General features: G+C 70.8%; 9 protein-coding genes. All 9 read right to left on the bottom strand.

The window, feature by feature from the left end; all coding sequences use genetic code 11:
* Positions 1–21: 21 nt before the first annotated feature.
* A complete protein-coding gene (locus AB4030_RS18930) occupies positions 22–573 on the bottom strand; it encodes a hypothetical protein (RefSeq protein WP_442280758.1) in 552 nt (183 codons plus the stop codon).
* The gene (locus AB4030_RS18925; protein WP_442280757.1) at positions 570–1,742 is read right to left on the bottom strand and encodes a glycosyltransferase family 4 protein; all 1,173 of its coding nucleotides are present in this window, start codon (positions 1,740–1,742) and stop codon (positions 570–572) included. The genes AB4030_RS18930 and AB4030_RS18925 overlap by 4 nt, the downstream gene beginning before the upstream one ends.
* On the bottom strand, positions 1,739–2,731 hold the full coding sequence (locus AB4030_RS18920; protein ID WP_442280756.1) for a phosphatidylinositol mannoside acyltransferase: 993 nt from the start codon (positions 2,729–2,731) through the stop codon (positions 1,739–1,741). The genes AB4030_RS18925 and AB4030_RS18920 overlap by 4 nt, the downstream gene beginning before the upstream one ends.
* On the bottom strand, positions 2,728–3,351 hold the full coding sequence (gene pgsA / locus AB4030_RS18915) for a phosphatidylinositol phosphate synthase (protein WP_442280755.1): 624 nt from the start codon (positions 3,349–3,351) through the stop codon (positions 2,728–2,730). Before pgsA ends, AB4030_RS18920 begins: the two co-directional genes overlap by 4 nt.
* A 94-nt stretch (positions 3,352–3,445) precedes the next feature.
* Positions 3,446–4,000 carry an HIT family protein gene (locus AB4030_RS18910; protein WP_442280754.1) on the bottom strand — a complete coding sequence of 185 codons (555 nt, stop codon included), beginning with the start codon at positions 3,998–4,000 and terminating at the stop codon, positions 3,446–3,448.
* Between the two features lie 429 nt (positions 4,001–4,429).
* Positions 4,430–7,711 carry a GH92 family glycosyl hydrolase gene (locus AB4030_RS18905; protein WP_442280753.1) on the bottom strand — a complete coding sequence of 1,094 codons (3,282 nt, stop codon included), beginning with the start codon at positions 7,709–7,711 and terminating at the stop codon, positions 4,430–4,432.
* A gap of 373 nt (positions 7,712–8,084) precedes the next feature.
* On the bottom strand, positions 8,085–10,061 hold the full coding sequence (thrS, locus tag AB4030_RS18900; protein ID WP_442280752.1) for a threonine--tRNA ligase: 1,977 nt from the start codon (positions 10,059–10,061) through the stop codon (positions 8,085–8,087).
* Positions 10,062–10,456: 395 nt separating this feature from the next.
* Complete coding sequence (locus AB4030_RS18895; RefSeq protein ID WP_442280751.1) at positions 10,457–11,314, bottom strand: MaoC family dehydratase; 858 nt, start codon at positions 11,312–11,314, stop codon at positions 10,457–10,459.
* 7 nt (positions 11,315–11,321) lie between these two features.
* Positions 11,322–12,641 (bottom strand): 3-oxoacyl-ACP reductase, encoded by a 1,320-nt coding sequence (locus tag AB4030_RS18890; RefSeq protein ID WP_442280784.1) that lies wholly within the window; start codon positions 12,639–12,641, stop codon positions 11,322–11,324.
* Position 12,642: the final 1 nt, after the last annotated feature.

The following is a 12,642-nucleotide window of genomic DNA, read 5'->3' as shown; positions in this document are numbered from 1 at the left end:
CCGGTGCACGACGCGGTCGGGTCAGACGGGCGTGAGGTGCTCCGGGGCCTCGTCGTTGAACTCGACCGTGTGCGGCATCTGCGTGTAGCCGGCGAGGTGGAAGATGCGGATGGCCCACTTGCGGCGCACCCGGCGCACGTCGGTCACCGCGTCGTTGTGGAAGCGTCTGGCCAGCTGCACGCGGGTGCAGGCCGAGCCGACTCGGGACAGCACATCCTGGCCGAGCGGGGTCGACCGCAGGTCCGCGACGGCGACGGGGGTCAGCGCGAGGTCAAGGGCCTCCGTGAGGTCGTTCTCGGCGAGCTCCCGCTCCTCCCCGTGCTCGGCGGGCGCCTCGAGGGAGCCGGCCGCGGCGTTGGCGAGGAGGAGGGACGTGGCCCCGTCGAGCAGGCCGCTGTTGGCGAGCTCGACGGCAGCCTCGGCCCTGCGGACGAGGCGCGCGTCGAGGGCCGCGAGCGTGCCGCTGAGCCGGACGTGGAGACGGTCGAGGCGGGCCGCGGTGTAGGAGAGGTACCACCCGGCGAGCACGAGGACGAAGAGGACACCGAAGATCCAGGAGAAGACCTCGCTCATCGGGCACCCCCGCGCAGGAAGCGGTTCCAGCGCCCTTGGGGCTCCAGGTGAGCCGCCGCGCGGCCTTCGATGACCGTCTCGTAGACGGCGAGGATCTCGTCGGCGACGACCGACCAGTCGAACAGCCGCGCGCGGTGCTGACCCGCCGCCGCGAGCTCGGCGCGGCGATCGGGCCGTCGGAGCAGGTCGACGAGCGTGCGGGCGAGGTCCTCCGGATGCTCGTTGGCGAACATCGCACCCGCCGAGCCGCCATCGAGCACGCGCGAGAACGCCGGCAGGTCGCTGGCCAGCACGCAGGCCCCGGCGCTCATGGCCTCGATGAGGATGATGCCGAAGCTCTCTCCCCCGGTGTTGGGCGCCACGTAGACGTCGACCGACGCGAGCAACGAGGCCTTGTCCTCGTCGGAGACGGAGCCGAGGAAGACGCAGGCCGCGGCGACCTCCTTCGGCCAGCCCTCGGTCACCTCGGTGGGGTCGCCGGGTCCAGCCACGAGGACGCGCAGCCCGGGGATCGCGCGGAGCACGTCAGGCAGCGCGGCCGCGAGGACGGGAAGGCCCTTGCGCGGCTCCCCCATCCGTCCGAGGAAGGCGATCGTGGGCGAGGCCGGGGTGCCGATCCAGGCCGACCGGCGTGGGGCACTCGCGAACCGGTCGACGTAGACGCCGTTCGGGATCACGACCGCGTCGCCCCCGACATGCGTCGTCACCGTGCGGCGGGCGTCCTCGCTCACCGCGATGCGCCCGGCGATCTTCTCCAGGGCCGGCCGGATGATGGGGTATGCCGTCTGCATCGTGCGCGACCGCAGCATGGAGGTGTGGAAGGTGGCGACGATGGGGCCGTCGGCCGCCATCAGCGCGAGCACGCTGATGCTGGGCGTGACGGGCTCGTGCAGGTGCAGCACGTCGAACTGGCCCGCTTCGAGCCACTTGTTCACCTTGGACGCCGTCACGGGGCCGAAGTTCAGCCGCGCGACCGATCCGTTGTAGCGCACGGCCGTGGCGCGACCCGCCGACGTGACGTAGTCGGGGAGCTCGGTCTCGCTGTCGGCCGGTGCGAGGACCGACACGTCGTGACCCTGGCCGATGAGGTGCTCGGCGAGGTCGCGGACGTGGAACTGCACCCCGCCCGGCACGTCGAACGAGTACGGGCAGACGATGCCGATCTTCACGGTCGCGCTCCGGCGGGCGCGCGACCTGGGTCACGGCCCGGGTCGTGGGCCGGGTCGAGGTCGTCGACGAACACCTTCTGCAGCATGTGCCAGCTGCTCGTGTGGGTGCGGATCGTCGTGGCCAGATGGTCGGCGCACTGCTGGATGAGGTCCTGCGCCTTGACGCTGCTCGGGCCCTCGACGCGCGGCCGCAGCTGGTCGCTGAACTCGATGACGGTGCGGTAGCCGCCGAGCCCGGTGCCGGCCGGCGCCGGCTCGTAGTGGATCGAGGCGCAGAAGAGGGGCGCGCCCGTCATCAGCGCGAGCACCGCCGGGCCCTTGGCCATCCGTGCCCGGTGGCCGAGCAGGTCGACCTCGATCCCGTTCTGGGTGAGGTCGCGGTCGGCCGCGAGCGCGATGGCGCGGCCACCGGCCCGCGTCGCTGCGAGAAGTCCCGCGAAGGGGTCGACACCACCGGTCAGCGGGATGATGTCCATGTTGATGCTGTTGCGGAACGCGACGAACTCCTGGAAGACCTCTTCGGGCTCGAGCCGCTCTGCGACGGTCGTGACCGGGGCAAGGTTGGTCGCTGCCCACGCTGCGGCGAGGTCGAAGTTGCCGAGGTGGCCCACGAACACGACGACCGCCTGTCCGGTGTCCGCGACGGCCTTGGGACCCTCGAGCCCCGTCACCCGCACGGCGGCGTCGAGGCGCTCGCGGCCGATCGACGGCAGCCGGAAGGCCTCGCAGTAGTAGCGCATGTAGGACCGCATCCCCTCCCGCACGAGGGCGTCGAGGGCGGCGTCGTCGAGCTCGGGGCGGGCGCGACGGTAGTTCGCGCGCAGTCGCTGGATGCCCTTGCCCCGGCGCCGGACCGCGAGGTCGGCGACCACGTTGAAGAGCCGGTATGCCGCAGCCTCGGGCAGCGCGGCGACCGTCGACCACCCGAGCCGGAACCCGAGCACGCTGACGGTGTCGGTCACGCGGCCGACGAGTCCCGTGCGGCTCAACTGGCCACCTCGCCCGACGACAGCGCCTGATGGCGCACGGTGAGCATGCGCTGGAGCACCGTCACGAAGCTCGCCACGGCGAGCAGCCCGAGCACGATGCCCAGCAGCAGCGTGGAGTTGAACAGGTCGGCGAAGAACGCGGCCACGAGCACCGCGACCAGACGGTCGGCGCGCTCGGCGATGCCGACGTCGGCCGTGTAACCGAGCCCCTCTGCCCGTGCCTTGGCGTAGGAGACGACCGATCCGAGGATGAGGCAGGCGAGCGCCAGTCCCGCCATCCACCGGTTGTCACCGGGGCCGGCGTAGAAGAGCACGAGGCCGCCGAAGATGGCGGAGTCGCCCATCCGGTCGAGGGTCGAGTCGAGGTAGGCGCCCCACTTGCTCGAACGACCCGACTCGCGCGCCATGATGCCGTCGACCGTGTCGGAGAAGACGAAGGCGGTGATGACGAGGCACCCGACCCAGAGCTGCCCCCGCGGGAAGAACGCGAGGGCGCCGACGCACACGCCGACGGTGCCGACGACGGTCACGACGTCGGGGCTGATGCCCAACCGGAGGAAGAGATGGGCGACGGGAGCCAGGATCTTGGTCATCGTCGCGCGCAGGAGTCTGTTGAGCATGGTGGGACCAGCGTACTGACCGGGCGGCTGTGCCCGGGTCCACCGCCCCCAACGTGGCGCGTCCGTGACCCGTCGCACCCGGCCGGGGACGCGCTCAGCCCTGCGGCCAGGCCGCGACCAGTCGAGAGCGGGTGTCCTCCAGGAGCACCGGCAGCGCCTTGGTCTGGGCGACGATCGGCAGGAAGTTGGAGTCGCCGCTCCAGCGCGGCACGACGTGCTGGTGCAGGTGGGCCGCGACGCCGGCACCGGCGACAGCCCCCTGGTTCATGCCGAGGTTGAACCCGTGCGGCTCCGACGCCGCCTGCAGCACGCGGACCACCTGCTTCGTCAGAGCGGTGAACTCGGCGGTCTCCTCGTCGGTGAGGTCGATGTAGAGGGAGACGTGCCGGTAGGGGCAGACGAGCACGTGGCCCGGGTTGTACGGGAAGAGGTTCATCACGACGAAGCAGTGCTCACCGCGGTGGACGATGAGCCCCTCCTCGTCGGACCGTGTCGGCGCCGAGCAGAACGGGCAGCCGTGGCCCTCCTCATCGGTCGGCTTGTCACCGAGGATGTAGGCCATCCGGTGCGGCGTCCACAGTCTCTCGAAGCCGTCCTCGACCTGCGCGAAGTCCGCCGCCGACTCGGTGCCACTGCCCTGCGTCGTCATGGTGACAGATCCTAGGGCGGCCCCGGCGCCACATCGGGCGTGCCCCCTGGGCGCGCCGGCTGTCAGCGTGTCGATTTCACAGGGAGCCCGACGTTGGGTTCAATGGAGGCTGGCCCTGCGGTGTGTGAGACCGCAGGGCCTTTGACGTGTCCCGCTGCGGACAGGGAACGACCCTGCGGGTGTGAGAGCCGCAGGGCCGGTACCGCTCGCCATGGCCGGAGCGGGTCGAGCGGAAGGTGAAGGCCCGGGAAGTATGAGTTCCCAGGCCTTCTCTTTCGTCATCGCCGAAGCGATTCGGAATCCGTTCCGCCGAAGCGGTTCGGTCCCTCAGTTGTATCCCCGCTTGGCCCTGCGCGCAACCACTTTCAGCAAACTGCCGGACCGGCAGACGGAGCCGTCCGGGACGGTTGACGTGGTCGGGTCGACCGCTCAGCCGAGCGACACGGCATACACCTCGAACCGGTCGTCGCCGGGCAGCGTGACCGACTGGAGCTGCTTCGACGGGTCCGCCGCAACGGTCGTGCCGAAGAGCTGGACCGGCGGCCCGTCGACGCCGGCACCACCCCTGATCCGGTGGTCCATGGCGATGGCGACCTGGTTGCCGTTGTGGCCGCTGCCGGCCGCCCAGTCGGTGAGCGAGATCGGCACGGACTGGACGCTGCCGTCCGTGTAGGTCAGGCGCAGCGCCGTCGACACGTCGCCGTTGTGCGTCGACCCGATGACGTGGATGGCGCTTCGGCTGGCGGCGGGCACGAGGATCGTCTGACCGCGCCCCTCGACGAAGTTCGGCGTCGTGCCCGACGTGACCGGCGCGGCATACGTGACGCCGTTCCAGTCCCATGTCCCCGCGGCCGGGAGCAGCGCGGCGTCGTAGCTCCACCCGCTGTTGTCGAAGTTGCCCTCGCTCGGGCCGGCGACCGTCGCCGTCCCGTCGTGGTTGCGGACCGGTGCGAGGTCCACGGCGCAGCCCGTCGCTCCGGCGACGCAGGCCAGGGCCTCCTGGAGCTGCACGGTGACGGTCCTGACCACTGGCTCGACGCCGGGCGCCGAGGCGGTCACCCTTACCTCGTGGGAGCCGGCACCGAGTCCCGCCGGCAGCCTGAGGGTCACCGGCACCGAGGCGCTCGCCGGGATGCCGTCGCTGTGCAGGACCGTCGATCCCTCGCCGCTCGCACCCACCGACGCGGACCAGCCCTGCGGCGTCGTGACGGCGACGGTGACCGGCAGGCTCTTTGGGGCCTGGCCGACGAGGTCGACGGACAGGCGCGCCTCGCGGGCACCGGTCGGCACGACGACAGGGTTGGGGCGCGCCGTCATCGACAGCGACAGACGCGGGTCGCGGCCCGCCTGGACCGCCGAGGGCGGCACGTCCGCGGGCGTCGTCCCCCAGCGGCTCGGCGTCGTGCCGACGGTGTGGGCCACGGTGCCACCGCCCCGCAGCGCGTCCCAGCCGACCCAGCTCTTCGTGGTCTTGCGTCCGTCCACCGTCAACGTCTGCACGTAGCGGCGGTCGTCGGAGACGCCCGGCGCCGTGATCGTCAGGCGACCGCCCTGGCCGGTGCGCACCGACGTCGGTGTTGCCACGTCGATGTCGACGCGCTCGAACTGGGGCGAGCTGACGACGAAGTAGTTCGCCCCGCTCATCGTCGGGTAGAGCCCCCAGGAGGAGAAGACGTACCAGGCGGACATCGTGCCGAGGTCGTCGTTGCCGGTCATGCCGTCGGCGCCGTCGGTGAAGAGAGTGAAGGCGGCACGGGCCACGGTCGCGATCTTCGCCGGCTGCTGCACCCAGGCGTACACGTAGGGAGCGAGCAGGTCGGGCTCGTTGTTCGGGTTGTAGGTCGGCTTGCTGTAGTAGGCGTACGTCGCTTCGATCCAGTCGGTCCGGGCGGTGCCGGCCGGGTCGGCGAGCAGCTTGTCGTAGGCGAAGAAGTCGTCGAGGCGCTTCTCGGTCGCGGCGCGGCCACCCATCAGCCTGACGAGGCCGGACGGGTCCTGCGGGGCGAGCCACTGGTACTGGTAGGAGCCGCCCTCGTGGAAGGCGTGCGCGGCCTCGACAGGGTCGTACGGGTCGAGCCACGTGCCGTCGCTCATGCGGGGGCGGAAGCTCTGGGTGCCGGCGTCCCAGAGGTTCTTGTACCAGCCGCTGCGCTCGGTGAGCATCGATGCGTCGGTCGTGTGCCCGAGCGCCTTCGCCATGATCGCGAGGGACGCGTCAGCCGCGGCGTACTCCATAGTCGCGGACGCCGGGTGGGCGCAGTCGTTGTCCCCGCCGTGGGAGACGCAGTCGGTGCCGACGCGCAGACCGAACGGGATGTAGCCGAGCTTCTCGTACCAGTGCTGGCCCGAGCGTCCGTTGTACTGGCTGTCGGCCGGGGGCTGCTCGGTCGCATTCTGCTTGAGCAGGGCGTACGCCTCCGTCTCGTGCCCGGCGAGGAAGCCCTTGCTCCAACCCTCGACGAGGAACGGCGTCACGGGGTCGCCGGTCATGATGTTGGTCTCGCTGTTGACCAGGGCCCAGCGTGGCAGCCAGCCACCCTCGCGGCCGATGGCGAGCACCGAGAGGTAGGAGTCACGGGCCACGTCGGGGGCCAGCACCTCGAGCAGCTGGTTCTGCGGCCGGTAGGTGTCCCACAACGAGAAGTTCTGACGCGGGGTGTAGCCCTCGGCGACGTGGTTCTTCCCGTCCCACCCGTGGTAGCGCCCGTCGACGTCGGAGGCGAGGTTGGGGTGCATGAGCGAGTGGTAGAGCGCGGTGTAGTACGCCGTGCGCCGCTCGTCCGAGCCGCCGGTGATGCGCGCGTGGCCCAGCTGTGTCTCCCAGCGCTGGGTCAGCGCAGCACGTGTGGCGTCGAAGTCGAAGCCGCCGCCGGTCTCCTTGGCGAGGTTGGCGCGGGCGCCGTCGGGGCCGGTGTAGCTGAGGCCGACCTTCATCGTCACGGCGGTCGTGCCGGTCGGGAAGGTCAGGGCCGCACCGTTGCCGCCGTCCTTGGTCGACGCGTCACGTGCGCCGGCGGTCAGGGTGGAGCCGCTCCAGGTGCCGAAAGAGCTGAAAGGGCGGTCGAACTCGGCGCGAAAGTACACCGTGTGCTCGTCCTTGCCGGCACAGAAGTTGCCGTCGTGGATGCGGCCCTCGACGACGCGGTCACCGACGACGTGCACCTCGGAGTCGAAGACGCGCATGTTGGCCTTGCCGGTGTTGAGCAGCACGTTGGCGGCCTTGTCGGCCGGGAAGCTGAACCGCTGCCACCCCGTGCGGTCCGTCGCCGTCAGCTCGGCCTGGACGCCGTAGGTCGGCAGGCCCACGCGGTAGTAGCCGGGGCTCGCCTCCTCGTCGGTGTGCGAGTAGGCGGAGGCGTACCGCGAGGCATCGACGGTCGTGATCGCCCCGGACGTCGGCATGACGGGAAGCTCGCCGACGACGGGACAGCCGACACCGGACAGGTGGGTCTGGCTGAAGCCGTAGATCGACTTCTGCGAGTAGTCGTAGCCACCCTCTCCCCCGGTGTCCGGGCTGACCTGGACCATCCCGAAGGGCGCGCTGGCACCCGGGAACGTGTTCCCGTTGTCCTGCGTGCCGATGAACGGGTTGACGGACCGGGCGAGGGACTCCGCTGCCGCGGCCGTCGGAGGGGCTCCCGGTGGCAGCACCGGGCCCAGAGCGGTGGCGGCGAGGACGACGGTGCCGAGCGAGCGGAGCACGGTGCGCATGTGGCGTTCCTTCAGGGGCGACGACGGTGTCCTGCCCGAGACTCCTGATGTCCGCCACCTCCGGCAACCGGGGGCCGGTGTTTGTCCGATGGACACGCGACATCGGACAAAAACAGACGTATGCCGTAGCCCCTGCCCGTGATCAGGGTGGACTCTGACGCTCTTCGGGGCTGGGGTGCAGGGTGCGTCCAGTCGCCGGTGACACCGTGGACGGTGGCGCTTGCAGGTTCTTCCCATTTCGGCAGGCGCCGTGACCCAGTGACACCCCCCGGCCACTGGAGCTCTTGGCGTGGCCCGCCCACCCCCCGTGGGCGGGCCACGCCGAACCTCCTCGCCGTCACCACGCGGCATACGCCGTCGGTGGTCTGCGGTCTCAGACCTGGGTGCGGCTCTCGATGGCGGCGCGGATCTCGGCGATCGCGTCGTCGACCGGGACGCCGTTCTTCTGGGAACCGTCGCGGTAACGGAAGGACACGGCGCCCGCGGCACGGTCGTCCTCCCCGGCGATGAGCGTGAACGGCACCTTCGACTTGCTCGCATTGCGGATCTTCTTGGGGAAGCGGTCGTCGCTGTCGTCGAGCTCGACGCGAACTCCCTTGGCGCGCAAGCGGTTCAGCACGTCATTGAGGTAGTCGGCGTAGTCCTCCGCGACGGGCACACCGAGCACCTGCACCGGGCTGAGCCACACCGGGAACGCACCCGCGTAGTGCTCGGTGAGCACGCCGATGAAGCGCTCGATGGAGCCGAACTTCGCCGAGTGGATCATGACCGGCTGCTCACGCGAGCCGTCGGCGGCCTGGTACTCGAGGCCGAAGCGCTCGGGCTGGTTGAAGTCGTACTGGATCGTCGACATCTGCCAGGTGCGCCCGATGGCGTCGCGGGCCTGGACCGAGATCTTCGGGCCGTAGTAGGCGGCGCCACCCGGGTCGGGCACGAGCTCGAGGCCGGAGGCCGTCGCGACGTCCTCGAGGACCTTCGTCGCGGCCACCCACTGCTCGTCGCTGCCGATGAACTTGTCCTTGGCGTCGTCGCGCGTCGACAGCTCGAGGTAGTAGTCGTCGAGCCCGAAGTCCTTGAGCAGGCCCAGCACGAAGTCGAGCAGGTGCTTGACCTCGCCGGCGGCCTCCTCCTTGGTGACGTAGGAGTGCGAGTCGTCCTGCGTGATCATCCGCACTCGGGTCAGGCCCTGGAGCACGCCCGACTTCTCGTCGCGGTAGACCGTGCCGAACTCGAACAGACGCAGGGGCAGCTCGCGGTAGGAGCGCTGCCGCGACTTGTAGATGAGGTTGTGCATCGGGCAGCTCATCGCCTTGAGGCGGTAGTTCTGGCCGTCGACGTCCATGGGCGGGAACATCCCCTGCGAGTAGTACGGCAGGTGCCCGGAGGTGTAGAAGAGCTCCTCCTTGGAGATGTGCGGGGTGCCGACGTACTGGAAGCCCTCCTCGATGTGCCGGGCGCGCACGTAGTCCTCCATCTCGCGCTTGATCACGCCGCCCTTCGGGTGGAAGACGGGCAGGCCCGGACCCAGCTCGGTGGGGAACGAGAAGAGGTCGAGCTCGGCGCCGAGGCGACGGTGGTCGCGGCGCTCGGCCTCGGCGAGCCGGTCGAGGTAGGCCTTGAGGTCGTCCTTCGTGGGCCACGCGGTGCCGTAGATGCGCTGGAGCTGCGGGTTCTTCTCCGAGCCGCGCCAGTAGGCGGCGGCCACCCGCATGAGCTTGAAGGCGTTGCCGATGAGCTTGGTGCTCGGGATGTGCGGGCCCCGGCAGAGGTCGCCCCAGGCGCGGGTGCCGTCGCGCCGGACGTTGTCGTAGATCGTCAGCTCGCCGGCGCCGACCTCGACTCCCGCGCCCTCTGCGGCCTCCTCGGCGTTGCCGCCCTTGAGACCGACGAGCTCGCACTTGTACGGCTCGTCCTTGAGCTCCTCGAGGGCGTCGGCGTCGGTGACGACGCGACGAACGAAGGTCTGGCCCTCGTTGATGATCTTCTGCATGGCCTTCTCGAGGGCCTTGAGGTCATCGGGGTGGAAGGGGGCCTCGACGTCGAAGTCGTAGTAGAAGCCGTCGCGGACGGGTGGCCCGATGCCGAGCTTCGCGTCGGCGTGGAGCTGCTGGACGGCCTGCGCGAGCACGTGGGCGGTCGAGTGCCGCAGCACGGCGAGGCCGTCCTCGCTGTCGACGGTCACGGGCTCCACGTCGTCGCCCTCGGCGACGACGTGGAAGAGGTCGCGGAGCTGACCGTTGACGCGCGCGACGACGACGGAGCGGTCACCCTCGAAGAGCTCACCCGCCGTCGTCTGCTCCGAGACCGATCGCTCGCTTCCGGCGACGGTGACGGTGATCTGTGCAGACACGGTTGGTGCTCCTCGCTCGACAGGACCCGCCGGCGGCCGGCAGGTCGGGTGGCGCCGCACGGTGCGGCTCGGCAAGGGTATCGAGACACCGAAGGGCCGGGCGACGCGGTTTGGGATGACCGGCCGCCCGGGGCGCCGCGACCTGCCGCGCCGAGCCGGCCCCGCCGAGTCCAGCAGCCCCAAACTCACCGTCGAGAGGCCACGTATGGCCGCTCCACTGACGTCGAGAGGCCACGAATGGCCGCTCCAGTGATGTCGAGAGGCCACGAATGGCCGCTCCACTGACGTCGAGTGGCCACGTCCGGCCAACTCCCGGTGGCCACTCGACGGCGTCGAGGCGGCCACACGTGGCCTCTCGACGGTTGAGGTGAGGGAGGGGTGGGCCGGGTTGGGGGCTACCAGGTGTTCTCGACGACCGCGTGCTCGATCTCGCCCTTAGCGTTCTCGAGGACCGAGAGCGTGCGCGACGACTCGAAGGCGGTGCGCAGGCGGACGGTCGACGGCAGCCGGACGGGCTTGCGGAACCACACGCGGCTCGTCAGCCCCGACTCAGGAAGTCTCGGACCCAGCGATGCGAGCACCCTTGCGTAGGAGTACATGCCGTGCGCGATGGCGCTCGGGAAGCCGAGCGGTCTCGCCGTGAGGGCGTGCACATGGATGGGGTTCCAGTCACCCGACACGGCGGCATACGCCCGGCCGGTGCCCTCGCCGAGGCGCCACAGCGGACCCGCTGTCACCGCCGACAGGGCCTCCGTCGACGGCGGGTCAGACGGCTCGGCGTCGACGTGCTCCGTGCCCCGTGAGAGGTAGGTGCTCACCCCACGCCACACCACCTCGGCGCGCACGCTCACCTCGGACATGAGGTCGACCTGCCGCCCGCGGCGGTGCGGCCGCAGGTCCTGCGCCCACACGGACACGTCGAGCGGCTCGCCGACGTCGACGGGGCGGACGACCTCGATCCGGTTCTCGACGTGGACGGCGCCGAGCAGCGGGAGCGGGAAACGGTCGCCGCTCATGACCGCCATCTGGAGCGGGAACGCGACGAGGTGCGGGTAGGTCGGCGGAAGGGTGCCGGCGACGGGGAAGCGGCACACGTGCGAGTAGCCGACGAGGTCGTCGACGGCCACGCGTATGCCGGCTCGCGAGTAGCGCACGTCGGGCAGGGTGCGGCTGGCGTTGCCCCGGCGGAGGGCCGCGGTGGCGTAGATGCGACGCAGGTCCGGGGCCCCCTCGAGGGTGATCTCCTTGGTCATCGCGACCTCACGCCCCGAGCAGGCTCTGGCCGCAGACGCGGACGACCTGGCCCGTGACGGCAGCAGCCCCGGGCTGGGCGAACCAGGCGATGGTCTCGGCGACGTCCTTCGGGTGACCACCCTGCTGCAGCGAGTTCATCCGACGGCCGATCTCCCTCGTGGCGAACGGGATCCGCGCTGTCATCTCGGTCTCGATGAAACCGGGGGCGACGGCGTTGACCGTGATGCCCCGGTCCGCGACCTGGCGCGAGAGCGCCGAGACCAGACCGATGACACCGGCCTTGCTCGCGCCGTAGTTGGTCTGGCCACGGTTCCCGGCGATCCCGGCGATCGACGCGACGCAGACGATGCGGCCACCGTCGGAGAGGCCGCCGTCACCGAGGATCGCCTCGTTCATCCGCAGGATCGAACGGAGGTTGACCTCCATGACGCTGCGCCAGCGGTCGTCGTCCATGTTGACGAGGAGCTTGTCGCGGGTGATGCCGGCGTTGTGCACGACGATGTCGAGGCCGCCGTGACGCGCCGTGGCGTGCTCGACGATCCGCCGACCGGCGTCCTCGGCCGTGACGTCGAGCTGGAGGGCAGTGCCCATCACCCCATTGGCCACCGCGGCCAGGGCGTCCCCGGCTGCGGGCACGTCGACGGCGACGACGGTCGCGCCGTCGCGGGACAGCACGCGGGCGATCTCGGCTCCGATCCCGCGGGCGGCACCGGTGACGACGGCCACCTTGCCGGCGAGGGGACGGAGCACGTCGACGTCACCACTCGTCGACTCGTCGACCCGGACCACCTGACCGTCGACGTAGGCCGAACGGCCGGAGAGGAAGAACTCGACCGCCGAACGGACTCCGTCGGGTGCGTCCCCCTGTGCGAGAACGAGGTTCGCAGTGGCGCCCCCACGCAGCTCCTTGCCGAGGGACCGCACCGCGCCCTCGAGTGCGCGCTGGGTCGTCACCTCGGTGACGCCGGTCAGGGTCGTCGGGTCGGTGCCGATGACGACGACGCGGCCGTTGCGCCTCAGCGCCTTGACGGCCGGCGCACCCAGCAGGCGCAGCTGGTCGAGCTCGGCCGGGTCGACGGCCGAGCTGAGGTCGAGCACGACGGCACCGACCTTGTCCTCGGCGTCGGTCGCGGTCGCCACAGTCGTGACTCCGGCGCCGGCGAGCCAGGACGCGACGCCGTCGGCGAACCGACCACCACCGGCGACGAGGACCGGCCCCTCGCACAGCGGCAGACCGGGCTCGTAGCGGCGCAACCGGGTCGGTTGGGGCACCCCCACCCGCTTGGCCACCGGCGAGCGGACGATGGTCGTGAAGAGATCGCTCATG

It is taken from the genome of Terrabacter sp. 2YAF2 (genome assembly GCF_052114705.1).
In the GTDB taxonomy this organism is placed as follows: domain Bacteria; phylum Actinomycetota; class Actinomycetes; order Actinomycetales; family Dermatophilaceae; genus Terrabacter.
This window is presented reverse-complemented; position numbering and strand designations above follow the sequence as displayed.